27 protein-coding genes and 1 pseudogene are annotated in these 21,672 nt (G+C 70.7%); 13 read left to right on the top strand and 15 right to left on the bottom strand.

The genetic code is table 11. The features are described from left to right. Positions 1 to 341: 341 nt before the first annotated feature. Both VGV13_05495 and VGV13_05490 read right to left on the bottom strand, forming a co-directional pair. A pseudogene (locus VGV13_05495) lies at positions 342 to 626 on the bottom strand (acetyl-CoA synthetase). Positions 627 to 699: 73 nt separating this feature from the next. Continuing rightward, the gene (locus tag VGV13_05490) at positions 700 to 1,320 is read right to left on the bottom strand and encodes an ABC transporter substrate-binding protein (GenBank protein ID HEV8640534.1); all 621 of its coding nucleotides are present in this window, start codon (positions 1,318 to 1,320) and stop codon (positions 700 to 702) included. Between the two features lie 153 nt (positions 1,321 to 1,473). Here VGV13_05490 and VGV13_05485 point away from each other — a divergent pair, with 153 nt between their 5' ends. Both VGV13_05485 and VGV13_05480 read left to right on the top strand, forming a co-directional pair. Further along, positions 1,474 to 1,905 (top strand): hypothetical protein, encoded by a 432-nt coding sequence (locus VGV13_05485; GenBank protein HEV8640533.1) that lies wholly within the window; start codon positions 1,474 to 1,476, stop codon positions 1,903 to 1,905. 106 nt (positions 1,906 to 2,011) lie between these two features. After that, positions 2,012 to 2,302: a copper-binding protein gene (locus tag VGV13_05480; GenBank protein HEV8640532.1), complete on the top strand. Its 291-nt coding sequence runs from the start codon at positions 2,012 to 2,014 to the stop codon at positions 2,300 to 2,302. Positions 2,303 to 2,478: 176 nt separating this feature from the next. Here the strand turns inward: VGV13_05480 and VGV13_05475 are convergent, their stop codons facing one another. The 4 genes from VGV13_05475 to VGV13_05460 all read right to left on the bottom strand — a co-directional run bounded on the left by VGV13_05475 (position 2,479) and on the right by VGV13_05460 (position 5,340). Next, on the bottom strand, positions 2,479 to 3,417 hold the full coding sequence (locus VGV13_05475) for a hypothetical protein (GenBank protein ID HEV8640531.1): 939 nt from the start codon (positions 3,415 to 3,417) through the stop codon (positions 2,479 to 2,481). Between the two features lie 179 nt (positions 3,418 to 3,596). Beyond that, positions 3,597 to 4,364 (bottom strand): alpha/beta fold hydrolase, encoded by a 768-nt coding sequence (locus VGV13_05470; GenBank protein HEV8640530.1) that lies wholly within the window; start codon positions 4,362 to 4,364, stop codon positions 3,597 to 3,599. A gap of 192 nt (positions 4,365 to 4,556) precedes the next feature. Then, entirely contained in the window at positions 4,557 to 4,811 is a 255-nt protein-coding gene (locus tag VGV13_05465; protein HEV8640529.1) for a hypothetical protein, read from the bottom strand. Between the two features lies 1 nt (position 4,812). Then, positions 4,813 to 5,340 carry a tetratricopeptide repeat protein gene (locus VGV13_05460; protein HEV8640528.1) on the bottom strand — a complete coding sequence of 176 codons (528 nt, stop codon included), beginning with the start codon at positions 5,338 to 5,340 and terminating at the stop codon, positions 4,813 to 4,815. A gap of 32 nt (positions 5,341 to 5,372) precedes the next feature. On the opposite strand from VGV13_05460, the gene VGV13_05455 reads away from it, so the two are divergent. Both VGV13_05455 and VGV13_05450 read left to right on the top strand, forming a co-directional pair. Beyond that, complete coding sequence (locus VGV13_05455) at positions 5,373 to 6,515, top strand: mandelate racemase/muconate lactonizing enzyme family protein (GenBank protein ID HEV8640527.1); 1,143 nt, start codon at positions 5,373 to 5,375, stop codon at positions 6,513 to 6,515. A 106-nt stretch (positions 6,516 to 6,621) separates the two neighbouring features. Further along, positions 6,622 to 7,053 (top strand): response regulator, encoded by a 432-nt coding sequence (locus VGV13_05450; protein HEV8640526.1) that lies wholly within the window; start codon positions 6,622 to 6,624, stop codon positions 7,051 to 7,053. A gap of 47 nt (positions 7,054 to 7,100) precedes the next feature. Here the strand turns inward: VGV13_05450 and VGV13_05445 are convergent, their stop codons facing one another. After that, positions 7,101 to 7,895: an enoyl-CoA hydratase gene (locus VGV13_05445; protein ID HEV8640525.1), complete on the bottom strand. Its 795-nt coding sequence runs from the start codon at positions 7,893 to 7,895 to the stop codon at positions 7,101 to 7,103. A 60-nt stretch (positions 7,896 to 7,955) separates the two neighbouring features. Here VGV13_05445 and VGV13_05440 point away from each other — a divergent pair, with 60 nt between their 5' ends. Further along, complete coding sequence (locus VGV13_05440) at positions 7,956 to 8,405, top strand: hypothetical protein (protein HEV8640524.1); 450 nt, start codon at positions 7,956 to 7,958, stop codon at positions 8,403 to 8,405. 175 nt (positions 8,406 to 8,580) lie between these two features. Here the strand turns inward: VGV13_05440 and pal are convergent, their stop codons facing one another. The 3 genes from pal to tenA form a co-directional block, all read right to left on the bottom strand. After that, entirely contained in the window at positions 8,581 to 9,690 is a 1,110-nt protein-coding gene (gene pal / locus VGV13_05435) for a peptidoglycan-associated lipoprotein Pal (protein HEV8640523.1), read from the bottom strand. A 254-nt stretch (positions 9,691 to 9,944) separates the two neighbouring features. After that, a complete protein-coding gene (locus VGV13_05430) occupies positions 9,945 to 10,649 on the bottom strand; it encodes an HAD family hydrolase (GenBank protein HEV8640522.1) in 705 nt (234 codons plus the stop codon). Then, on the bottom strand, positions 10,646 to 11,308 hold the full coding sequence (tenA, locus tag VGV13_05425; protein ID HEV8640521.1) for a thiaminase II: 663 nt from the start codon (positions 11,306 to 11,308) through the stop codon (positions 10,646 to 10,648). The genes VGV13_05430 and tenA overlap by 4 nt, the downstream gene beginning before the upstream one ends. A gap of 34 nt (positions 11,309 to 11,342) precedes the next feature. On the opposite strand from tenA, the gene VGV13_05420 reads away from it, so the two are divergent. The 8 genes from VGV13_05420 to VGV13_05385 all read left to right on the top strand — a co-directional run bounded on the left by VGV13_05420 (position 11,343) and on the right by VGV13_05385 (position 17,489). Continuing rightward, positions 11,343 to 12,113 carry an SDR family oxidoreductase gene (locus tag VGV13_05420; protein ID HEV8640520.1) on the top strand — a complete coding sequence of 257 codons (771 nt, stop codon included), beginning with the start codon at positions 11,343 to 11,345 and terminating at the stop codon, positions 12,111 to 12,113. 362 nt (positions 12,114 to 12,475) lie between these two features. Then, positions 12,476 to 13,009 (top strand): sigma-70 family RNA polymerase sigma factor, encoded by a 534-nt coding sequence (locus tag VGV13_05415; protein ID HEV8640519.1) that lies wholly within the window; start codon positions 12,476 to 12,478, stop codon positions 13,007 to 13,009. Further along, the gene (locus VGV13_05410) at positions 13,006 to 14,052 is read left to right on the top strand and encodes a zf-HC2 domain-containing protein (GenBank protein HEV8640518.1); all 1,047 of its coding nucleotides are present in this window, start codon (positions 13,006 to 13,008) and stop codon (positions 14,050 to 14,052) included. Before VGV13_05415 ends, VGV13_05410 begins: the two co-directional genes overlap by 4 nt. A gap of 86 nt (positions 14,053 to 14,138) precedes the next feature. Beyond that, a complete protein-coding gene (locus VGV13_05405; protein HEV8640517.1) occupies positions 14,139 to 15,173 on the top strand; it encodes a DUF6569 family protein in 1,035 nt (344 codons plus the stop codon). Positions 15,174 to 15,228: 55 nt separating this feature from the next. Beyond that, a complete protein-coding gene (locus tag VGV13_05400; protein HEV8640516.1) occupies positions 15,229 to 15,756 on the top strand; it encodes an RNA polymerase sigma factor in 528 nt (175 codons plus the stop codon). Continuing rightward, positions 15,753 to 16,724 (top strand): methylated-DNA--[protein]-cysteine S-methyltransferase, encoded by a 972-nt coding sequence (locus VGV13_05395; GenBank protein ID HEV8640515.1) that lies wholly within the window; start codon positions 15,753 to 15,755, stop codon positions 16,722 to 16,724. The genes VGV13_05400 and VGV13_05395 overlap by 4 nt, the downstream gene beginning before the upstream one ends. A 59-nt stretch (positions 16,725 to 16,783) precedes the next feature. Continuing rightward, positions 16,784 to 17,149 (top strand): hypothetical protein, encoded by a 366-nt coding sequence (locus VGV13_05390; GenBank protein ID HEV8640514.1) that lies wholly within the window; start codon positions 16,784 to 16,786, stop codon positions 17,147 to 17,149. Between the two features lie 7 nt (positions 17,150 to 17,156). Further along, a complete protein-coding gene (locus VGV13_05385) occupies positions 17,157 to 17,489 on the top strand; it encodes a hypothetical protein (protein ID HEV8640513.1) in 333 nt (110 codons plus the stop codon). Here VGV13_05385 and VGV13_05380 read toward each other — a convergent pair. From VGV13_05380 to VGV13_05360, 5 genes are all read right to left on the bottom strand, one after another. Then, the gene (locus VGV13_05380) at positions 17,470 to 18,045 is read right to left on the bottom strand and encodes a peroxiredoxin-like family protein (GenBank protein HEV8640512.1); all 576 of its coding nucleotides are present in this window, start codon (positions 18,043 to 18,045) and stop codon (positions 17,470 to 17,472) included. The two genes, VGV13_05385 and VGV13_05380, sit on opposite strands and share 20 nt — an antisense overlap. Positions 18,046 to 18,156: 111 nt before the next feature. Beyond that, positions 18,157 to 18,855, bottom strand: a complete 699-nt coding sequence (locus VGV13_05375; GenBank protein HEV8640511.1) for an ABC transporter ATP-binding protein — start codon at positions 18,853 to 18,855, stop codon at positions 18,157 to 18,159. Further along, entirely contained in the window at positions 18,852 to 19,601 is a 750-nt protein-coding gene (locus VGV13_05370) for an ABC transporter ATP-binding protein (protein ID HEV8640510.1), read from the bottom strand. Before VGV13_05370 ends, VGV13_05375 begins: the two co-directional genes overlap by 4 nt. Beyond that, positions 19,601 to 20,542, bottom strand: coding sequence for a branched-chain amino acid ABC transporter permease (locus tag VGV13_05365; GenBank protein HEV8640509.1), 942 nt, complete (start codon positions 20,540 to 20,542; stop codon positions 19,601 to 19,603). The genes VGV13_05370 and VGV13_05365 overlap by 1 nt, the downstream gene beginning before the upstream one ends. After that, entirely contained in the window at positions 20,539 to 21,402 is an 864-nt protein-coding gene (locus VGV13_05360; protein ID HEV8640508.1) for a branched-chain amino acid ABC transporter permease, read from the bottom strand. The genes VGV13_05365 and VGV13_05360 overlap by 4 nt, the downstream gene beginning before the upstream one ends. Positions 21,403 to 21,672 lie beyond the last annotated feature (270 nt).

Genomic DNA, 21,672 nt, shown 5'->3' with positions numbered 1-21,672 from the left:
ACCGGCCGGTACCTCCCGCCCCGCCCGGACCAGGAAGAAGAAGATCTGCAGGCGCGTGAGGTGGGCCAGGGCCTTGAAGGCCTCCACATGCTCCTCGCGGGCCTGCAGTCGGGCCAGCGGCAGCGTTTTCATACTTCGAAGTTTATAGAACTATGAAACCTAAGTCAAGGGTGGTGGTGACGGACGAGGGCGGGGGTGGGGTGCCGTGGTGGTGGCCCTTCCGAGACCCGTATCTTCTGGGGCTGGAGGGAGCCACTCACCGTCGAGACGGCAGCTGGCGCGTCGTGGATAGCGTGGTCGAGGAAGGGCCACCACCACGGCACCCCGCCCCGCCCTCGCCCTTAGCCCTCCTTGTCTTCGTACTTCTTCTTCAGCTCGCAGACGACCACCGCGTCGGCCAGGGTGGTGGTGTCGCCCAGCGCCCGCCCTTCGGCCACGTCGCGGAGCAGCCGGCGCATGATCTTGCCGGACCGCGTCTTGGGCAGCTCGGCGGCGTAGATCACGTCGTCGGGCCGGGCCAAGGACCCGATCTTCTTGGCGACGTGCTCCCTGACCTCCTTCTTGAGCTCCTCGGTCGGCGTCCGGCCGGCCTTGATGGTCACGAAGGCGGCGATGGCCTGACCCTGCTGTGACCTCACCTCACCCGGGAGTGGGGACGAATCGAGGGATTATAAGGAATCCAGCGGCGCCAGTTCAAGGCTAGGAGCGGGCGGGCCGGGCCTCTTTCCGCGGCAGGAACTCGTCGCGCTTGGTCTTGAGCCGCTTGAGCAGCTCCTGGTAGGAGGAAGTGCGGATGATCCGGTCGAATTGCGACCGGTAATTGCCGACGAGGCTCACGTTCTCGATGGCGATGTCGTAGATGAGCCACCGTTCCCCGCGCTTGAGCATCTTCGCTTCGACCGGCACCTCGGTGCGCTGCTTGGTGACGATCTTGGCGCGCACCGTGGCGTAATCGCCGTCGACCAGCTCGCCCGTATATTGGACCTTCTCGCCGCCGTAGAGGTCGATCTTCGCGATATAGGTGCTCTCGAGCAGATCGGCGAAGAGTTGCACGAACTCCTCGCGTTCCGCCGCCGTCCGCTTCTGCCAGTGAATGCCCAGCGCCCGCTTGGCGGTCTCGTTGACGTCGAAGACCTGCTCGGCGACCTTCCGTACGGCCTCGCGCTTGTCGGCCTGCTTCAGCGCCGGATCGTCGAGGATCTGCTGGACGTGGTCGGTGTACTGCCGCACCTGCTCGGTCGGTGGCCCGGCCAATGCCGCCGCCGCCCCGCCGAGCACGATCACGACCGCCGCGAGGATCCAGCCCGTCGTCCTTGGCATGCGCCCCGCGCCTCCCCTCAAGTAAAGCTTACACAGACTCTACCGGCTTCTGGCCGCCTCTCGCAAGAAAAGACGTGCGCTCACGTCGCTGGCATGTGCTTCGCACGCCGGTACGAGGTCCGAAACACCAAGCAACGAGGAGGCGACACCATTATGCAGAGTACCTGGTATCGAGCAGCCATCGTCTCGGCGGTCCTGCTGGCCCTGGGCGTCGGGCCGGCGTTGGCCGGCGACGAGAAGACCAAGTCCTCGGGTGGGGCGGGCGACACCTACAGGTCGTCCGAGCAGCCCACGGCCCCGGGCTCGAGCCCGGCGGGCAAGAGCGAGCCGGCAGCATCGCCGAAGACCGAGGCGGCCGGCGACTTCACCGGCCGTCACACGATGGCCGGCGAAGTGACGAAGGTCGATCAGAACAAGGGCACGGTCAGCGTCAAGACCGCGGAGGGGACGCTGGACCTCCACTTCCCGCCCAGCGCGCTGGCCAACATCAAGAAGGGCGACCGCGTCTCCGTCGAGCTGGCGCTCAAGCACGAGATGAGCGGCGGCACGATGAGCCCGCGCAGCCAGGGCACGCCCAAGCGGTGATCCCCCCGGGGCGGGGGCATCGCGCCCTCGCCCCTCTCTCCCCCGCGACGCTCCCGGCGGCTGACCCTCGCGGGCGTCAGCCGCACGATGGCGTAGACTCGTGCGCGTGGCGACACTCTGGAGGCGGGCGCTGGTGGTGCTGGGCGCAGCGGGTGTGCTGGTGGGCGCCTCGCCCGCCGAGGCCCAGGTCCCGCCCGGCGCCAAGATGGACTACCGGGGGACCGGCGTCGTGCTGGCGCTCCTGCCGCCGCCCTCGAGCCTGCACGCCACGCGGCCCGTGATCGTCATCGAGCACGAGCCGATCGCCGGTCTCATGGACGAGAAGATGTCGATGCCGTTCCTCGCCGCCTCGACTGCGCTGTTCCAGGGTCTGCGGCCGGGGGACCGTATCGCGTAGATATACCGAGGGCGCTGCTGGTCGTCGCCATCGAGCGGCTCGTGCCGCCGCGTTAAGAGTCTGTCGGCGAACGGCGCGAGCTCACTGCGCGCCGTTTCCAGCGCCGGCTCTGCCGGCGCAATCCCTTCCTGGGGGAGGCCTCGGAGGGGGCCCTAACGTCCGCCCCCTCCGATGAGCTAGCGCTTCTCGATCTTGAATCCCGCCTTCGTCACCGACACGCCGGCGGAACCCGCCTGGCGGAGCTCGCTGGCCAGCTTGTGCTCGTCGAGGAAGGCGCGGAGTTCGGCTTGGGAGACCTCGCCCAGCAACTCTTCCGAGACGGCGGCGGAGTGGATGACCGCGCCGTGGCTATCTTGGAGATGGAACATCTGGACGCCGCGGTCGTGAGCATAGAAGTCGTAGATGACGGCCGTGGGGAACTCGCGCTGCAGATATTCGCGCACCGTCCGCGCCTTCTCCTCATCCACCTCGCCCGAGGTCTTCGCGCCCGGCCGACCCCACGAGCCGCCGTGCTCCTGGGCCGGCGCCTCGTCCACCGGCGCCGGGGCCTCGCGCCGGCGCGGCGGCGGCGCGGCGCGACCGGCCTGGGCGGAGCCCGGCCGGGTCACCGGCGGCGGCGCGACGCGGAGACTCGCCGGCGAGGGGACGGCCTCCTGCGTCGGGCCGGCCTCGTCGGCGCCGCGGGGGTCCTCCACCGGGCTGAACTGCAGGCCGAAGCGGAACTCGAAGCAGTCCGCGCGCTCGAAGCGGAGATGCTTGATCTTCCGGAGGAAGGTGTCGGGCACCTGCTCGGCGATGAAGATCACGCGCGGCGGCTCGCCGGCCGAGAGCCGGACCGTCGGATAGAGCCGCCGGATCGCGTCGGGATACTCGAGGCACCACGAGTAGGCCTCGAGAGCGCGCAGCATCAGCTCGTCGTCGGCCTGGAAGCCCAGGGCCACCAGCGTGAGGGTGCCGGCGGCGTCGAGCGTGATCAGATCGATCGTGGCGCCACCCAGCAGCACCCGCGTATCGAGCAGCTTGAGGCCGGGCTCGATCGAGCCGACCTGCGCGGCGACCAACTCCTGCAGCTCCTTGACGTCTTCCAGCTTCAACGAGCGGAACCTCGGCTTCATGCTCCCCTCGGCAGCAATTATAGAGCAGGGTCGCAACGACTGTGCCAGGGCCGGAGGGGCGGCGGCGGGCCAAGAATCAACGGGTTACGTCCGGGGGCGCCGGTCGCCGGCCGCGCGGGGTGTCACGCTGACAGGCGAGACGTCAGCCGAATGTCAGAGTGGTGCGCGCCGGGATGGCGTCACTTCAGGTGGCTCAGGAAGAAGTCGGTGATGCGTCGCTCGAAGTGCGGCCCCAGCTCCCCGTGGCGGCCCCGGTCCATGAGCTCGAACTCCGCCCCCGGGTTGCCGGCGAGCGCCTGCCGCAACCGCTGGGCGTGGGCAAAGGGAATCTGCTCGTCCTGGCGACTGTGGACGATCAGCACGGGAATGCCCAGACGGGCCGCCGCGGCGGCGGGCGAGGGGCGTGTGATGTCGGCGCCGAGGAAGAGCCGCCCCCAGAGCAGCATCAGCTCGACCAGCGGCTCTTTGAGGAACAAAAAGTGCGCGTAGACTTCGCGGCCCAGCGTCTTGAGGTCGGCGAAGGCGGCGTAGGCCGCGACCGCCCGGATACGCGGGTCCTCGGCTGCCGCCAGGATGGCGACGGCGCCGCCCAGCGAAAATCCAAAAACCCCCACCGGCGCCAGCCCGCGGGCGTGGAGGAGATCGACCGCCCGGCGGAGGTCGCCGCGCTCACGGAAGCCCAGTGTGGTGACGCGCCCTTCGCTCCGGCCGAAGTAGCGCAGGTCCACCAGCAGCACCGTGAAGCGGGCGTGGAGCGTGGCGGCCAGCGGCAACAGGTCGGCCTTTTCGGCGGGATAACCGTGGAGGAGGATGACCGCGGGAGCGCCCGGTCGCGGCGCGAGCCAGGCGGCCAGCGTCAGGCCGTCGGCGGTGCGGATCGCCACGTCCTCGACGCGCAGGTTGAAATCCCGCGGGCTCAGCGGGATGGCGATCCGCGGCGGCCGCACGGTGAGCCAGAAGCTCAGCAGGCTCAGGCCGAGGAAGGCCGCGGCGACGAGCAGGAGCCCGACGACGATCTTCAGCGCTCGCCTCGCGACTCGAACGTAGCGCTATCTCAGATCATGCGACGTCAGCGGGACGAAGTCGTACTCGCCGATCGCCTTCAGGGAGAAACGTGGCGGAGGTCTGGCCGCCGTTCACTACGAGGTGCGGCCGCCCCGCCCGCACGACGTAGGTCTCGCCGCCTCCGAGCTTGATCTCGTCCTTGGGATCGCGCAGGAAGAGCCGCCGCCGCCCTCGAGCACGGAGAAAGTGTCCTGGACGCGGGTGTGATAGCGCCAGGGCACCTGCGGGCTGGGGCCGATGGTCAGCTCGGTGATCCTGAAGCCCGGTCGCTCGGCGTGACAGGTGCGCCGCTCGACGTCGTACAGGTGACTGGAGTCGGTGATCGCCATCTCAGTGTCCTCCTCGGACGGGCCCCTCGGATCGGACGTGATGCCCGTTCAGCCGGGCGAGCAGGCCGTGGAGCGCCTTGTACGCCTCGGCGTCCTCCGGTGCCACGCGCACCGCTCCCTCGAACTCCCGCAGCGCGTCCGGCCAGCGTCCGAGCTTGATGTAGATCCGTCCCAGGTTCATGTACGGGAACTGCCGCGGCTCGTAGCGGGCAGCGAGCTTGGCCTTCTCGAGCCAGGGGACCGCCTCGTCGAGCTTGCCTTGCTGCATCAGGTAGACACCGATGTCGTTGTAGGGGTTGCCGAAGTCGGGATCGGCCTCGATGGCCTTGAGGCACTCCGCGGTCGCTTCCTCGAGCCGTCCCTGGAAGCTATAGGTCCAGCCCAGGAAGGTGTGCGCCTCGGCGGTGGGGTACATCGCGATCGAGCGCCGGTAGAGCTCGACGGCGCCCTCCAGGTCGCCGTCCATCTGGCGGCGATACGCCTCGCGCCACAGCTCGATGGCCCGCTCGCGGTCTTCCGCGTCGCTCATGGCGGGGCTATTGTACGCATCGGGAGGCCACCATGCGTATCGTCGACGTCAAGGCGTACCCCACCTCGTTTCCGGTGCCGCCCGGGGCCAGCGTCACGCTCGGCATCGGCCGCGCCGTCAAGCGCGACGCCGTCGTCGTCAAGGTCGTCACCGACGACGGCCTGGCCGGCTGGGCGGAGTCGCATCACGGCCGCTCCCCGGGCGCCGTCGCGCACCACCTGAACACCACGCTGCGACAGCTCGTGCTGGGCCTGGATGCTGCCGACGTCATCGGCGTCTGGACGCGCATCTACCAGATGCAGCTGGGCAGCCATGGCCTGGGCGCGGCCACCGCCATCGCCATGAGCGGGCTCGACATGGCGCTATGGGACATCCGCGGCCAGGCCACGGGCTGGCCGCTCTATCGCCTGCTGGGCGGCGCCGCGCGGGCGATCCCGGCCTATGCCGGCGGCGTGTCGCTCGGTTGGCAAGAGCCGGAGGCGCTGGTGGAGGAGGCGCGCGGGCTCGTCGCCGCCGGCTACCGCGCCGTGAAGCTGCGCGTCGGCGATTCCCCCGCCCGCGACCTGGCCCGTGTCGCGGCCGTGCGCAAGGCGTTCGGCGACGAGCTGACCATTCTGGTGGATGCCAACACGGGCTACCGCCTCGCCGACGCGCGCCAGGTGATGCCCGGGCTCGAGGCCCAGGGCGTGGGGTGGTTGGAGGAGCCTTTTCCCGCTCACGACCATCGCAGCTATGCGATGGCGGCCACGTTCGGCCGGGTACCGCTGGCGGCGGGCGAGAACCACTACACGCGCTTCGAGTTCACCCGCGTGATCGAGGACCGCGTGATCAGCATCCTGCAGCCCGATCTTTCCAAGACGGGCGGCCTCACCGAGGCGCTGCGCATCGCCGCGCTCGCCTCGGCCTGGAAGCTCTCCATCAACCCGCACACCTCCATGACAGGCTTGAACATGGCGGCGTCCATCCACTTCCTCGCCGCCATCGACAACGGCGGCTACTTCGAGGGCGACGTCTCGAAGGGCAACCTCTTCCGCGACGAGCTCGTGAGCCCGGCGCCCTATCAGATCGGCCCCGACGGCTGCGTCCGCCCGCTGGAGGCGCCGGGGATCGGGCTGGAGGTGGACGAGGCGTTCCTCGCCGCGCACCCGGTCATCGAGGGACCGGGGTACATCTGACACGGTCCCTCGTCAAAGCGTCACCGCGGCGGCGGCAGCCACGGCAAGTGCGCCTCGGAACGCGCGACGAGGCCGGGCACCGGAATTGCACTCGTCCTTCGATAACATGGCGCGGGACGTGGACGCCCAGGTACTCGTCGTGGACGATCGTGACTACCTGCGGCAGATCCTGGTGGCGGTCCTGGAGGACTTCGGCTACCCGGCCGCCGGCTTCGCCTCGGCCTCGGCCGCGCTCGAGCGGCTGCCCGCGCTGCGCCCCCAGCTCATCCTTCTGGATCTTCAAATGCCGGGGATGGATGGATGCGAGTTTCTCCGGCGGCTGCGCGCGAATCCGGCCTGGAACGACCTGCCCGTGCTCATCGTCTCGGGCGTCGGCGAGGCCGTCCCGCCGGCGGGCGACCGGCGCGCCCTCGCCGTGCTCCCCAAGCCGTTCGACAACGACACCCTGATCGCCCGCGTCCGGCAGATGATCGGGCCGGCGCCCACGCACCCGGCCGGCGCCCTCCGCGCGCCGACGGCGCGAGCCACACCTTCATGAAGGCGTTGGTCAGCGCGCGGCCTCGCCGATCAGCCGCTCGACGTCATCTACCGGCCCCGGAACACGGGCTCGCGCTTCTCCACGAAGGCCTTGGCCGCCTCGCGGTGGTCGTCGGTCATGCCGCAGCGGGTGTGATGCCAGGCCTCGAGGTCGAGCAGGTCCTTGAGCGTGCCGCTCTCGGCCGCGTTGAAGTTCCGCTTCATGTAGCGGTAGGCGATCCGCGGTCCCCGCCCGAGCCGCGTCGCCAACGCCATCGTCTCCTCCTCCAGCCGCGCGTCGGAGACCACCCGATTGACGAGGCCGAGCTGCAGCGCCTGGGGCGCGTCCACGACGTCGGCCGTGAAGTAGAGCTCGCGCGCCTTGGCCGTGCCCACCAGCTGGGTGAGATAGAAGGAGCCGCCGAAGTCGCCCGAGTAGCCCACGCGCGCGAAGGCTGTGGCGAAGCGCGCGGTGTCGCTGGCGATCCTCAGGTCGCAGGCCAGCGCCAGCGACAGCCCGGCCCCGGCGGCGGCCCCCCGCACCATGGCGATCGTCGGCTTGGGCATCTCGTGCAGCCAGCGGGAGACCTCCATGCGCGAGCGCAGCGCCGGCGCCTTCTCCTCGAGGGTGGTGCCGCCGAACTCGCGCCCCTCCGCCATCGCCTTGACGTCGCCGCCGGCGCAGAAGGCGCGGCCGGCGCCGGTGAGTACGACGACCGCCGCCTCGGCGCTCTCGGCCAGCCGGGGCAGCGCCTCCAGCATCGCTTCCAGCATCGGCCCCGACAGGGCGTTGAGCCGATCCGGGCGGTTCATGGTGAGCACCGCCACCCCGTCCTTGACGACCTCCAGCAGGTCCTCGCTCATGGAAACCTCCAAAATCTCTCGTTGATCGGGCGCCTATCATAACGCTTAGAATAGGCCCCGATGCGGGTGCGCTGGCTGCCGTCGGCGGCGCTGGTACTCGTCGCGCTGGGGTGGATCGCGTGGTACTTCGGCCTCCTCGAGCCGGTCTACCGCTTGATCGTCCTGCTGGCCAGCCAGCCGGAAACGTGGGCCGCGTTTCGGGACCCGCAATCGGGCCGCACGGACGCGCTCCTCATGATGGTCTCCTTCTTCATGCTGACTCCGATCGTTCTCTTCATCGTGCTGCTCGCGCTCGTCTTCGTCCTCATCGTCCTCCTGCTGCTGACCGAGCCGTTCTTCCGGCTGCTGAGCCTGCCCTCGTGGCTGTGCGTGCCGATCGTCCTGATCGGATCGGCCTACGCGGCCTGGGTCGTGCGGGGGCTCTGGTTGCCGCAGGTCCTCTACGTCCTGGGGCTCGCCGCCCAGGCCGGGCTCGTATATTTCTCGACGCCGCCGCCGATCCCACGCTGACCGCGACGTTCGTCAGCGCGGCCTTCGGAGAGGAGCGCCCCGCAGGCTTCGGGCGGGACGGGCGAGGCGGGGGGTAGGGACGTCAGACGACCCGAGGCGGCCGGCGGGCGATGGTCGCCGCGCCGGCCGAACCCTCGATCAGCGCGACACGGCCTCGGGGTGGAGCGGTCCGGGACTACTTGGGCCTGACGAGGAGGTCAGTGCGCCGGTTCCGCTTCCAGCACTCTTCGTTCCTCTCGGTGCAGGCCGGCCGTTCCTCGCCGTAGCTCACCGTCGTGATGCGGTCCGCGTCGATCCCGCGCGAGATCAGATGCTCGCGGGCCGCCTTGGCGCGCCGCTCACCGAGCGCGAGGTTGTACTCGTTGGTGCCGCGCTCGTCGGCGTGCCCCTCGATGAGCACCCTCATGTCGTTGCTCTTCAGCCACTCGGCGTTCTTGTCGAGCACCAAGGCCTCACCGGCGCCCAGGTCGGCCTTGTCGAAGTCGAAGTACACCGACTGCAGCTCGGGAACCCCGGCGAACTCCTTCGGCTGTGGGCGCCCCGCCTCGGGCGCGGGGGCCGGCTGCTGCGGGGCCACCGCCACCTCGGGCCCCTTGGGGGCCTCGCCCTCCTTGGGCGCTTCGCCCTCCTTGGGCGCTTCGGCCTCCTTGGGCGCTTCGGCCCCCTTGGGCGCTTCGGCCCCCTTGGGAGGCATGGCCGGGGCCACGGGCGCGGGCGTGGGTGGCCGCAGTGGTGGCGGCAGCAGCGTGCCCGACCCGGGCCCGCGCGGCACTTCGTGACTCTCGCGCGCCAGGATGATCCGCACCGGCGGCTCGGCGCCGCGGATGTGGCCGACCATCTGGTCCCCCTCGACCCTGAACTCGGCGGCGAAGCTCAACGACCCCAGCTCGTGCGTCATGAAGATCCGGGAGCCCGACACTTCGAAGAGCACGCGCGAGCCCCCCGAGCCCGCCACGCGGATCGCCACGGGGACCGCTTCGGCGGCGGCGGTGCCGTCGAGGATGATGCGTCCGTACCCGCGACTGCCGTTCTGGGTCAGCTCGACGAAGGCCGGGAGTTCCCGGGGGATCGCGATGATTCCGCGCCGGGTCGTGCGCGGGGCAGTGCCCGCAGAGCCGGCGAACGTGGAGAGCTCTTCGGAGGGCGCGACGATCCCGTAGCCCAGCCACATTCCGCTCCAGGTGCCGGTGACGTCGACTTCGGGCCCCATGAGTCGAGCGATGGTCCCACAGCCCGTCGTCGCCATCAGCGCGAGGCCGACTACCAGGAGTCCGAGTCGTCGCATGCGTGCCCCCTCCTTGGGGGCGACTGCCGTTTCAAACAGGAGCGCACCTTACATAGCAACAAACCTGCCAGAAATTCGCGAACTTTTTGTTCGTCTTCCCACCATAGTGGTGGGGGCTGCGGGCGGGACGGAGCCCCGGATATGGGGGCCGAACCGGTCAACTTCTCGCCGCGGATGACAACTCGGCAACCGCGGGACGACCGGGCAAGCAGCGCCGGCACCGCGGGCCCGAGGGCCCTCTCGGCAAACGGTCGTCAGCCGAGGTCGCTGAGCTCGCTGAGCGAGTGGACGATGCGATCGGGACGCGCCGGGCTCGCGGCGGGCAGCCCTCCACGTCGGCGGTCGATCCACGCCGCGCGCAGGCCGGCGCCCTGCGCGCCCGCCACGTCCCACACGAGGTGGTCGCCGACCATCCAGGCGGCGGCGGGTGCCGTGCCCAGCACGGCGAGCGCGTGATGGAAGACCTCGGCGTCGGGCTTGCCGGCGCCGAACTCGCCCTCGATCACGAGGACGTCGAAGAAGCGGGCGAGATCGTACCGCTGGATCTTCTCGCGCTGCAGGCGCGCGTCGCCGTTGGTGACGAGCCCCAGAGGGACGCCGCGGAGCCGGAAGCGCGCGAGGACGTCGAGCGCGTCGGGGAACAGGCGCATCGCCGCCCGCCGGCGCCCCGCGAAGTCCTCGGCCAGGGCGGCGGCCAGGCCATCGCGCGCGCCACCCGTGCACTCCAGCGCGCCGGCGGCGATCTTTCCCCAGGCGGCGATCATGTCGATCCGCTCGCGACGGTGACGGACCGGATCCGCCCAGAACCAGCGCTGGACCTCCGCGACGGCCTGCGCGAGCGCGACGGGATCGACGCCGGCGGGCGCGGCGACCGTCGCGCAGCTCTCCCCCCAGCACACTTCCACGCCGGTGGAGTAGTCCAGGAGCGTGTCGTCGAGATCGAAGAGGAGCGCCGTCACAGGGGCCAGGACTCGCGGCGGTAGGCCATCTCCCAGAACATCCACTCGTAGCGGCTGGTGGCGACGAAGTGCCGCGTCATCGCCCGGCGCTCGGCCGGGCCCAGCCGCTCCGCGATGCGGTCGGTCGCCTCCAGGACCGCCCGCACGACGGATCCGAACTCCTCGGAGGCGTAGGTGCCGATCCACCGCTCATAGAGCGGCTCCGGCGAGCCGGCCCGCTCCAGATGCTTGCCCGCCTCCCAGTAGATCCAATAGCACGGCAGCAGCGCCGCCATCGCCTCGTGAAAGGGCGCGCCGTAGGCCACCGCCAGCAGATAGCTCGTGTAGGCCAGGTTGGTGGGCGCCAGCGGCGTCGCCGCCACCTCCCCGGGCGCCAGGCCGAACTCCTTGACGAAGGACTCGTGCAGCGCGCGCTCGACCCGGAGGGCGCCGGCGGCGTGCTCGTTGAACATGATGATCCACTCGTCCTCGGGGGCGCGGGCGGCGGCGAGCGACAGCGCGCGCGCGAACTCGCGCAGGTAGAGCGCGTCCTGCACGACGTAGAACCGGAAGCTATCCCGTGGCAGCGAGCCGTCGGTGAGCGCCTGGAGGAAGGGATGGCCGAGGATCGACGTCCAGATCGCGCCGATGGCGCGCCAGAGGTCGCTGGTGAAGGCCATACCCGAGCTATCATACCCCGCGGGAGGGCACGCGATGCTGGAGCTAGGGCTGGCCGGCAAGGTGGCGATCGTCACGGGAGGCAGCGAGGGGCTGGGGCGCGCGTGCGCCGAGCGCTTCGCGCGCGAGGGCGCGCGCGTCGCGATCTGCGCGCGGCGCAAGGACGTGCTGGAGCGCGCCGCCGATCACGTCCGGACCACCACCGGCGGCGAGGTGCTGGCGCGGCCGGCGGACGTCACCCGCCCGGCTGACGTCGAGGCGTTCGTCGCCGCGGTGGTGGCGCAGTTCGGGGCGGTGGACATCCTGGTGAACAACGCGGGCACCTCGGCGGCGGCCGCCTTCGAGCAGGTCGACGACGCCGCCTGGCAACGGGACATCGACATCAAGCTGATGGCGGCGGTGCGCTTCTGCCGGCTGGTGGTGCCTCACATGAAGCGGCGCGGGGGCGGCCGGATCATCAACGTCACCACGGTCGGCGGCAAGGCTCCCGCGCCCCGGGCGCTGCCCACCACCGTGACCCGCGCGGCCGGGATCAACCTCACGAAGGCGCTGGCCGGCGAGTACGCCCCCGACCGCATCCTCGTCAACACCGTGTGCCTGGGGCTCGTCAAGAGCGCCCAGTGGGAGCGCCGCGCCAAGGGGGATCTCGAGGGGTACTACAAGGACGTCGCGCGGCGCGTGCCCATCGGCCGCGTCGGCGAGGCGGAAGAGTTCGCCGATCTCGTGGCCTTCCTGTCCTCCGAGCGGGCCGGCTACATCACGGGCACCGCCGTCAACTTCGACGGCGGCATGTCGGCCGTGGTCTAGTGCCGTTCCAACTTGTTGATACTAAATCTGTCCACGAACGACGTACACGGTGCCTTCCTAGGCGCGAATAGTTGGAACGGCACTAGCCGGAGGCGGAGGGACGGCGACGACCCTCCCTGGCCGGCCTCAGTGAAGCGCCCCCTGCGCGGTCAGCGTGTCGCGCTCGAGGTCGCCCGTCTGACCGGCCACCACGATCTGCCGATCATTGCCATTCGTCTCGTAGATGACCAGGCACGTCCCGACCCGCCACCATTGCGTGACCGGGCTCTTGGCGCACCCGCCGAGGAGGACGGCCGCGCCAATGGCCGGGAACTTTCGCCGGGCCCTATGGTCTAAGGATGCAGGAGGCAACAGCGGCGGAGGTGCTCGAGCGGCTCCGGGCAGGCGACGCCCGCGCCTTCGAGGACCTCGTCGTGGGCTACCAGCACCGCGTCTTCAGCATCGCCTACCGCATGCTGGGCAGCCGCGCCGAGGCCGAAGAAGCTGCGCAGGAGGTGTTTCTCCGCGTTCACCAGGGAATCGCCGAGTTCCGGGGGGAGGCCAAGCTCTCCACCTGGCTCTACGCGATCACCTCGCGCCTGTGCCTCAACCGGCTCGCCTCCGGCGAGCGGCGGATGGCGCGGGCCCGGGAGACCGAGGAGACGCTGACCGGTCTGCCCAGCGCCGATGGCGACGCGGCGGCCCGGATGGAGCGGAGCGAGACGGAGGCGGCGCTCCACCGGGCGATCGCCGAGCTGCCCGACGAGCGCCGCATCGTGGTCGTCCTGCGCGACCTGGAGGGCCTGTCCTACGAGGAGATCGCCGACACGCTCGGGCTGACGCTCGGCACCGTGCGCTCGCGCCTGCACCGCGCACGCCTGGAGCTCAGAGAAAAGCTGGAGAAGTTCCTGCCATGACCTGCGACCACGCGCGCGCCATGTTCTCGGAGCTGGCCGACCAGGCCGTTCCCGACGCCGAGCGCGCCGCCTGCGAGGCGCACCTGGCGGCGTGCCCCGACTGCCGGCGCGAGTGGGAGACCTTTCAACGCATGCTGGCGCTCCTCCGCGGGATGCCGCGCCTGCGCGCGCCGGCCGGCTTCGCCGCTCGCGTCCTCGGCGCCGTCCCTCCGACGCCGTGGCACCGGCGCCTGCTCCGCGGGCTGTTCGTGCCGCTGCCGGTGAAGCTGCCGCTCGAGGCCGCCGCGCTCGTCCTGGTCGCCGTCGGCGCCGTCTACCTCGTCCAGCGCACGCCGGAGCTGCAGCAGGCGGCGCGCCAGGATACCCCGCCGCCGGGCGAGGCGAAGGCTCCGCCGCCGGGGCGCGAGCCGGCCAAGGCGCGCCCGCTCGCTCGTCAGGCCGCCCCCGAAGGGCGGGCGCCAAGCCCCATCCGCAAAGAAGCGCCCGCGATGGCGCGCGATCGGACCATCGAGGCGCCACGCTCCGCGCCCTCCGTGCCCGAGATGGCGGACAAGCCCGCGGAAGCGCCCAAGATGGCGCCGCCGCGCGTGATCGAGTCACCCCCGCCGGAGGTGGCGGCGCCGCGCGTGCTCGAATCGCCTGGCAGGGCGCCATCGCGCGTCGTGACTCCGTCCCTGGAAGCGAGGCGCGAGGCGCAGCAGCCCATCGCTGGCGCCGCCCCGCCCGCTGGCGCCGGCCCGCCTGCTTTCATCGCCCCGCCCGCTGGCGCCGGCGCCCTGGCTCCACCGACGGTGTCGGGCCGGCTGGTGGTGGAGGATCGCGATGCGGCCGAAGCGGCGCTCGGCGAGCTCGCCGCGCGCGTCGGCGCCACCGAAGTCGGACGCTGGCGGACCGGCGAGGCAACGATCGTAGAGCTCCAGCTCTCGGACTCGGCTTATCCGGAATTCGCGCGGGCGCTCGGCCGTCTCGGCGCCTGGGCGGCCGACCACGAGCCCGCCGCGCTCCCGGCTCGGGTGCGCGTCGTCCTGCGTATCACGCGCTGAGCGCCACCCGCCCGGACGCCGGGAAACGTTTGCGGACGCCTCCGGTCTAATCAGGCGAAGCGACTCTTCGCCGAGGAGACTGGACGATGACGAAACGAGAGTTCTTGCGTGACTTCGCCCTGGGCGCGGCCGCCCTGTCCGCCAGGCCGGCGGCCGCGATGGCCGAGCGCATGCGGATTCTGCCCCCTGACGCCGACATCGGCTCCATCACGACCGGGGTCATCAGCCCCGAGCTCCGGCGGTTGGCCGGGAGCGTGTTGGTGGGCCAGGCGCACACCCACGGCGCGCTGCTCGTGTTCTGGCTCCACGCGCCGACCACGGCGCCGCCGCTCCTGATCGCGACGCTGGAGGAAGCGCGCACGCGGGGCGACCTCGTCATCACCGAGCGCGCGCAGGCCGCGGTCCCCTCGCTGGTCGTGGACAACCGCGGCAAGGCCCACGCGCTCCTGCTCGCCGGCGAGATCCTGCTCGGTGGCAAGCAGCATCGCGTTGTGACCGAGGACATCCTGCTGCCGCCGCTGAGCGGCCCGCTCACGATCGCCGTCTACTGTGTCGAGCAGGGGCGCTGGACGGGGCGCGCTCCGCATTTCGAGAGCAAGGGAAGCTTCGCAGCGCCCGGGCTGCGCGCCCGGGTGATGGAGCGCGCGGACCAGGGACGGGTCTGGGAGGAGGTGAGCAAGTACGCGGCCGCCGCCGCCGCACCCTCCCAGACGGGGAGCTACCAGGCGATCTACGACAAGCCCGAGGTCAAAGAGCACCAGCAGGAGGTCGAGCGGACGCTCGATCATCGCGCCGCTCCCGGCGCGCGGGGCGCGGCCGTGTTCGTGGGCCCGAGCCTCGCCGGCCTCGACCTCTTCGAGGACGCCGGCCTCTTCGCGCGGCAGTGGCCGAAGCTCCTGCGCGCGCATGCCCTCGAGGCGTATGGTCGCCGACCAGAGCCCGACGCCCGGGAGGTAAGCCTGCGCCAGTGGCTGCAGAGCCTGTTGCAGAGCGTCGCCAAGACCGAGGGAACGCTGAGGCGCAACGCCGGCGCCGGGCGGCTCTTCGAGTTTCGCCTCGACCGCTTCCGGGGGGCGGCGCTGGTGGCCGAGGGCCAGGTGGTGCACACGGCCGTCCTCTAGCCCCGGCCGGGCCCCCCTTTCACAACGGTCGTGCTTCGGTGTTGTATAGGGCGCGATGGGCCACCAACCCTTCGAGACCCTCGTGGAGGCGCACCACGCGGAGATCTACCGCTACCTGCTCCGGGTGACCTCGCGCGGCAGCGAGGCGGACGACCTCGCCCAGGAGACCTTCCTCCGCGCCTACAAGGCCTACCGGATGCTGGCGCTCGACGCGAACGTGCGGGCCTGGCTGTTCACCATCGCGACCAACCTGGCCCGGAACCACTTCCGGGCCGAGCGGCGCCGGCGGAACGCCCACGCGGCCGTCCGGGCCACGCGGGCCGAGACGGACGGGAGCGGCCCCGAGGCCGAGACCCTCTTCAAGGAAACGCGAGCCCGGCTCGACAGCGTCGTCGCCCGCCTGCCCCTCAAGCAGCGGCTGGCCTTCGTGTTGAGAAAGGTCCACGACCTCGACTACGATGCGATTGCGCGGAGCCTCGACTGCTCGGCGGAAAGCGCCCGGGCTCACGTCTTCCAGGCGCTCAAGAAGATCCGCCAGGAGCTCCAGGCCCTTGCGCCGCCGCGGATGGAGCTCCAGCAATGATGCGACAGCCAAAGACCTGCGCCGCCATCGAGCCCGACATCATCGCCGCGGCGACGGGGGAGGCCGACCCGGCCACCAACCGTCGGGTGCAAGAGCACGTGGGCGTCTGCGCCCCGTGCGGGGGTGAGCTCGAGCGCTACCGAACCATCGATCGCGCGGTCGGCGCCTGGCGCCAGACCCCCACCCCCGTCGCGTCGCTCGCGCGCATGCGACATCGGCTCGATTCCCGCCTCTCCGACCTCAAGCGACGCACCTTCACCTATCGCGTGTTCCCCTCCCCGTTGGGCAACATCCTCATCGCCGTGTCGGAGCAGGGCGTCTCCCTCATCGAGTACCTGGGGCGCGGCCGGAGCCTGGGCCAGTCCCGTCTGGCCCGCCTGGCCGGGGTGGAGGCCATCGAGGACGGCGCCGAGCTGGAGGCGCTCTCCCGCGAGTTACTCGAGTACCTGGAGGGCAAGCGCACGCGGCTGGACTGGCCCCTGGATCTACGATTGGCCCGCAGCGACTTCCACCGCACGGTGCTCCAGATCACGGCCGGCATCCCCTACGGGGCCGTGATGTCGTACGCGGGCATCGCGTGCGAATGCGGCAAGCCGGCGGCCACGCGCGCCGTCGCCCAGGCGCTGCGCTGGAATCCGCTGCCGATCGTCGTTCCCTGCCACCGCGTCATCGGCACCTCCGGCTCGCTCACCGGCTATGCCGGCAACAAGACCGTCGTCAAGGAGCGGCTGCTCACCGTCGAGGGCCTCCGCATCGTGAAGGCCGACCACGACCCGAAGATCCCGCGCGACACGATGTACGTGCGGTGCCCCGGCGACGAGTCCTACTGCTTGCCCACCTGCCCCTCGCTCAGCACCCTGGAGCATCCGCATCGGCTCCTCTTCTTCGGCTCGCGCGAGCGGGCCGAAGCGGCCGGGCTCGAGCCCTGCACGACCTGCCGGCCGGATCTCCACCCGCTCGCGCGGTAGCCCCGCTTCGATTTCACGCCCTCCCCTCTCCGGTGTCGTACCGGATGGAGGGACTCACCATGCCGACGCTACTCGGAGTGATCGCCACCACGGTCGTTCCCCTCGCTTCCGTCGTCGTCCTGCTGCTCCTCACCACGCGCCGGGAGCGCGCCCGCGACGCCCGCCTCGCGTGCCAGGTGGCCGTGACCGACGCGATCCACCGGGAGCTCGGCGCCGTCGTCGCGCCGACAGTGAGAAAGCCCCTCTGGGGCTCGTGTCAGCTGGTCATCGCGGTACCCCTCGAGCGCCCGGCGGTCGTGGGCCGGGTGCTCACCCTCGCCCACGGCGCCCTGCACCGCTGCGGCGGGATCGCCGGCCGGCGCGTCGAGATCGTCCTCATCCCTCGATCGGAGCCAGGTCATTCCCTCGGCGCACGCGCGGCTTAGGCCGTGGGTGGCGTTCGGGCTGCTCGCGCTGCTGTTTGGCTCGGCGTTCGCGGCCCTCGTCGTCGCCGGCGTCGCCATCACCCACACGCGCGACCTTTCACGCGAGCGACTCCGCGGGGTCTCACCAGGTAGAGGAGTCGCGATGGACCTCAACGAGTACTACGCCGAGCACCTGATCAAGGACCGTCTTGCCGATCTGTACGCCGAGGCGCACCGCGATCGTCTCCGGCGTCTGGCCCGCCCGCCCCACCGTCCGCTGCGGGTGGCGCTGGGCACGGCGCTCATCAAGGTCGGCGCCTGGCTGCTGCGCGACCAGTACGTCAGCCCCTCAGCGCTCTGAGCACCTCCAGCGTGCGCGCCGGCTCCGGCCGGCGCGTGTAGTCCGGGTCGGCGTCGGCCGCCCGGATGATCCCCGCGCGGTCGACGACGAAGCGGGCCGGCATCGGAAGCGTCCAGGAGTCGTCGCCGTTGGCCCTGGCGAGATCGATCCCGAACTTCACGTAGATCTGCTTGAGGTCGTCGGGGAGCTTGAAGACCAGGCCGTACTGAGCGGCGACCTTGTTGCCCTGGTCACGCAGCATCGTGAAGGGCAGCGGCCGTTGATCCTCGGGCTCCCGGCCGGTCCGCTGCACCTGCGGCGAGACGACGGCGAGGCTGGCGCCGGCGGCGGCGATCTCGGGCAGCGCCTGCTGCAGAGCTTCCAGCTCTGCGGCGCAGTACGGTCACCACCGGCCGCGATAGAAGCTCAGCACCACGGGGCCCCTGGGCAGCAGGCCGCTCAGGCTCACCGGCTGGCCCTGGGCATCGGGCAGCGTGAAGCCGGGCGCCCGGTCGCCGATCTTCGGCACGCGCGCCAGGATCCCCGACCGGCGCACGTCCTCGATGCCGCGGTGCATGATGGCCTGGGCCTCCGGTGGAATCCGCGTTTTCGACTGCGCCTTGATGGCGTCGAGCCTTTCCTGGAGCGTCATGCGGCGTCCTCCCGAGTCGGTTGGGCGTGGGGACCCTCAGGCCCCTACCCCCAGGTAGGCCGCCGTCGCTTGCGTGTTCGCGCGAAGCGCGGGCGGCGTCCCTTCGAAGACGATGGTTCCGTGATCGATCACGTACACGCGGTCGGCCAGCTGAAGCGCCATCTCGGCGTTCTGCTCGACCAGGAGCATGCTGACCCGCTCCCGCTTGAGCTCCCGGATCGCGCCGATCACGGTTTCCACTATCAGCGGCGCCAGCCCCTGCGAGGGCTCGTCCAGGAGCAGGAGCTGGGGACCGGTCAGCATCGCCCGGGCGATGGCCAGCATCTGCTGCTCGCCGCCGGAGAGGAAGCGCCCCTTGCGGTCCAGGACGTCGCGGAGGGTCGGGAACCACTGGAGGACCCCGCTCATCTGCCACCGCGAGCCGGGACGGCGCGCGATCTCGAGGTTTTCGCGCGCGGTGAGGTACGAAAAGATTCCGCGGGTCTCCGGCACCAGCGCGATGCCCAGGCGGACGATCTGGTGCGGCGGCCGTCCGGCGATGTCGCCGCCGCGGTAGAGGATGTGGCCGGCGCGGGGCGGGGCGAGCCCCACGATCGAGCGCAGCGTCGTCGTCTTACCGGCGCCGTTGCGGCCGAGCAACGCGACGACCTCTCCGTCCTCCACGCGCAGCGACAATCCGTGCAGGATGTGGGCGAGGCCGTAGTAGGTGTCGATGGCGCGCATCTCGAGGATCACGGCGCGGCGATCCCCCCCAGGTAGGCCCGCCGCACCTCGGTGTTGCGCTGGATCTCCGCCGGCGTTCCCTCGGCGATGAGGCTTCCGAAGTGCATGACGGAGACGCGGTCCGAGATCGTCATGATGATGTCCATCTTGTGCTCGATCAGCACGATCGTATACCGCCCCTTGAGGCCGCGCACCAGCGCCACCATCTTTCGCGTCTCGTCGGGCGACAGGCCGGCGGCGGGCTCGTCGAGCAGGAGCAGGCGGGGCGCGGCGGCCAGCGCGATGGCCAGCTCGAGCTGGCGCTGCTCGCCGTGCGAAAGCTCGCGCGCAACCTGGCCGGCCCTGTCTTGCAAACCGACTTCCCCCAGCGCCGCCCGCGCCCGCGCGGTGAGATCCGGGTACCGGTCGGCCGGCCGCCAGCCGAGCCCGCTCCGGGGGCTGCGCGCGAAGACCGCCACCCAGACGTTGTCCTGAACGGAGAGGGCCGGAAAGACGTTCGTGCGCTGAAAGGAGCGGGCGATCCCCAGGTGGGCGATGCGCTGGGGCGGGGTGCCGGTGATGTCGCGGCCGTCGAAGAGGATGCGGCCCGCGGAGGGCGGCGCCTGACCCGTCAGCAGATTGAACAGGGTGGTCTTGCCGGCGCCGTTGGGTCCGATGATCGAGTGGAGCGTCCCCTCCTCGACGGCCAGCGTCACGCGGTTCACCGCCGTCAGGGCCCCGAAGGCCTTGGTGAGGTTCTCGGTCCTGAGCAAGGCCATCAGGCCCGGGCGACGCGGCGCGGACGCCGCGCCTTCCACCATGTCGCCAGCCGGTCCCAGGCCTCCACCAGGCCGCCCCGGAAGAAGAGGACCACGATGACGAAGGCCACGCCCAGGAGCAGCGGCCAGCGCTGCCAGATCACGCTCACGGACTCCGAGAGCCAGATGAAGACGAAGGCGCCGAGGACGGGGCCGTAGAGCGAGCCGGCGCCGCCGATCAGGGTCCCGAACACCACGTTGCCGGAGAAGACGAAGCCGATGGCCTCCAGAGGCACGATGCCGAAGAGCATGGCGTAGAGGACGCCGGCCAGCCCCGAGAAGGCCCCGCCGATCACGAAGGCCAGGAGCTTGAAGCGCCGCGCATCGTAACCGATGGCTTCGGCCCGCACCTCGTTCTCCCGGATGGCCTGGAGGATCTTCCCCAGCGGCGATTCCACGATGCGCTTCATGACCCCCAACGCGATCACGAAGCAGGCGGCCACGAAGACGTAATAGGCCAGCGGCTCGCTCAGCGGCAGACCCACCAGCGCCGGGCGCGGGATGCCGGGCATGCCGTCCTCGCCACCGGTCACCGAGGTCCACTGATAAGCGGTGAAGTAGAACATCTGATTCAGGGCGAACGTCAGCATGATGAAGTAGAGCCCGGACCGCTGCACGCAGAGGTAGCCGACCACGGCGGCGGTGAGGGCGCCCACGACGACGCCCAGGGCCAGCACGAGCAGGACGTTGACGCCCGCGTGCTTGAGGAGGTAGCCGCCGACATAGGCCGCGGAGCCGAAGAACGTCGCCTGCCCGAAGGAGAGCAGGCCCGTGTAGCCCAACAATAAATTCAGGCCCAGCCCGAAGATCGCGAAGATCCAGATCTCCGTCGCAATCGCGTGCCGCACCAGCACGGGCAGCAGCACGACCGCGGCCAGGATCGCGATCCAGGCGCGGCTCATCGGATCCCGAACAACCCCTGGGGGCGCACCAGCAGCACCGCCGCCATGACGGCGAAGATCACGGCCACCGATGCCTCGGGCCAGACGAGGGCGACCAGGCTCTGGGCCACCCCGATCATCAGTCCGGCCACGATGGCGCCCGGCAGGTTGCCGAGCCCGCCCAGCGCCACCACCACGAACGCGATCCCCAGCATGTCGACGCCCATCAGGGGATTGAGCCCGCGGATGGGCGCCGTGAGGGCGCCGGAGATTCCCGCCAGGTACGCGCCCAGGCCGAAGGCGGCGGTGAAGAGCCGGTGAATGTCGATGCCGAGCAGGGACACCATCTCCTTGTCCTCGATGCCGGCCCGCATGATGGCCCCATAACGCGTCTTCTCGAGGAACAGCCAGGCGCCCAGCACCAGCAGCCCGGCCATGGCCATGACGAAGAGGCGGTACTTGGGGTAGATGGTGATCCCGAGGTCGACGCCGCCGCGCAGGATGGCCGGCGGGAGCTGGCTCATCCCGATCGGGCCCCACACGACGATGATGCCCTCGGTGATGATCAGCGACAGGCCGAAGGTGAGCAGGAGCTGGTAGTCGTGCCCGGCCCGGTACAGCGGGCGGATGCCCGCGTACTCGATGAGCAGGCCCAGCAGCGCGACGCCCAGCGGGGCGACGGCCAGGGCGAGCCAAAAGTTTCCGAGCGCCTGGATGACCGTGTAGATCAGGTAGGCGCCGAGCGCGAACAGGGCCCCGTGGGCGAAGTTCGGGATGTTGAGGATGCCCGTGATGATCGACAGCCCGATCCCCATGAGCGCGTAGAGCATCCCCGTCACGATGCCATTCAGAATCTGGCTGAACAGCAGGCTCGGATTCACGATGTGGAGGCCCGCGCTCTGGGCCGTGGGGGGCGGCGGCGCCGGGGGCGGGGGGGCGTCCGAGACCCGTAGCAGTTGTCGTCGTGGTCGAGGACGGCCCCCCGCCCCCGGCGCCGCTCGCGCGTCACTGGGCTAGAGCGAGCCGATGTCTTTGCAGGCGCTGTACTCGGGCGGCAGCGGCGTCGCGCCCGTGGCCACGATGTCGGCGAAGTCCATCGGGTGCTTCATGGCATCCTTCTTCTTGCAGCGCATGAAGAAGTACGGGCGCAG

The sequence above is a fragment of the Candidatus Methylomirabilota bacterium genome (assembly GCA_036001065.1).
Classification (GTDB): Bacteria; Methylomirabilota; Methylomirabilia; order Rokubacteriales; family CSP1-6; genus MNEF01.
The sequence above is the reverse complement of the archived record's forward strand: the minus strand, read 5'-3'. Positions and strand labels throughout refer to the sequence as shown.

Coding starts and splice junctions, on each gene's coding strand:
- VGV13_05490 (HEV8640534.1), bottom strand. CDS start 1,320: ATGCCAAGGACGACGGGCTGGATCCTCGCGGCGGTCGTGATCGTGCTC.
- VGV13_05485 (HEV8640533.1), top strand. CDS start 1,474: ATGCAGAGTACCTGGTATCGAGCAGCCATCGTCTCGGCGGTCCTGCTG.
- VGV13_05475 (HEV8640531.1), bottom strand. CDS start 3,417: ATGAAGCCGAGGTTCCGCTCGTTGAAGCTGGAAGACGTCAAGGAGCTG.
- VGV13_05465 (HEV8640529.1), bottom strand. CDS start 4,811: ATGGCGATCACCGACTCCAGTCACCTGTACGACGTCGAGCGGCGCACC.
- VGV13_05460 (HEV8640528.1), bottom strand. CDS start 5,340: ATGAGCGACGCGGAAGACCGCGAGCGGGCCATCGAGCTGTGGCGCGAG.
- VGV13_05455 (HEV8640527.1), top strand. CDS start 5,373: ATGCGTATCGTCGACGTCAAGGCGTACCCCACCTCGTTTCCGGTGCCG.
- VGV13_05450 (HEV8640526.1), top strand. CDS start 6,622: ATGGCGCGGGACGTGGACGCCCAGGTACTCGTCGTGGACGATCGTGAC.
- VGV13_05445 (HEV8640525.1), bottom strand. CDS start 7,895: ATGAGCGAGGACCTGCTGGAGGTCGTCAAGGACGGGGTGGCGGTGCTC.
- VGV13_05440 (HEV8640524.1), top strand. CDS start 7,956: ATGCGGGTGCGCTGGCTGCCGTCGGCGGCGCTGGTACTCGTCGCGCTG.
- pal (HEV8640523.1), bottom strand. CDS start 9,690: ATGCGACGACTCGGACTCCTGGTAGTCGGCCTCGCGCTGATGGCGACG.
- tenA (HEV8640521.1), bottom strand. CDS start 11,308: ATGGCCTTCACCAGCGACCTCTGGCGCGCCATCGGCGCGATCTGGACG.
- VGV13_05420 (HEV8640520.1), top strand. CDS start 11,343: ATGCTGGAGCTAGGGCTGGCCGGCAAGGTGGCGATCGTCACGGGAGGC.
- VGV13_05410 (HEV8640518.1), top strand. CDS start 13,006: ATGACCTGCGACCACGCGCGCGCCATGTTCTCGGAGCTGGCCGACCAG.
- VGV13_05405 (HEV8640517.1), top strand. CDS start 14,139: ATGACGAAACGAGAGTTCTTGCGTGACTTCGCCCTGGGCGCGGCCGCC.
- VGV13_05400 (HEV8640516.1), top strand. CDS start 15,229: ATGGGCCACCAACCCTTCGAGACCCTCGTGGAGGCGCACCACGCGGAG.
- VGV13_05395 (HEV8640515.1), top strand. CDS start 15,753: ATGATGCGACAGCCAAAGACCTGCGCCGCCATCGAGCCCGACATCATC.
- VGV13_05390 (HEV8640514.1), top strand. CDS start 16,784: ATGCCGACGCTACTCGGAGTGATCGCCACCACGGTCGTTCCCCTCGCT.
- VGV13_05370 (HEV8640510.1), bottom strand. CDS start 19,601: ATGGCCTTGCTCAGGACCGAGAACCTCACCAAGGCCTTCGGGGCCCTG.
- VGV13_05365 (HEV8640509.1), bottom strand. CDS start 20,542: ATGAGCCGCGCCTGGATCGCGATCCTGGCCGCGGTCGTGCTGCTGCCC.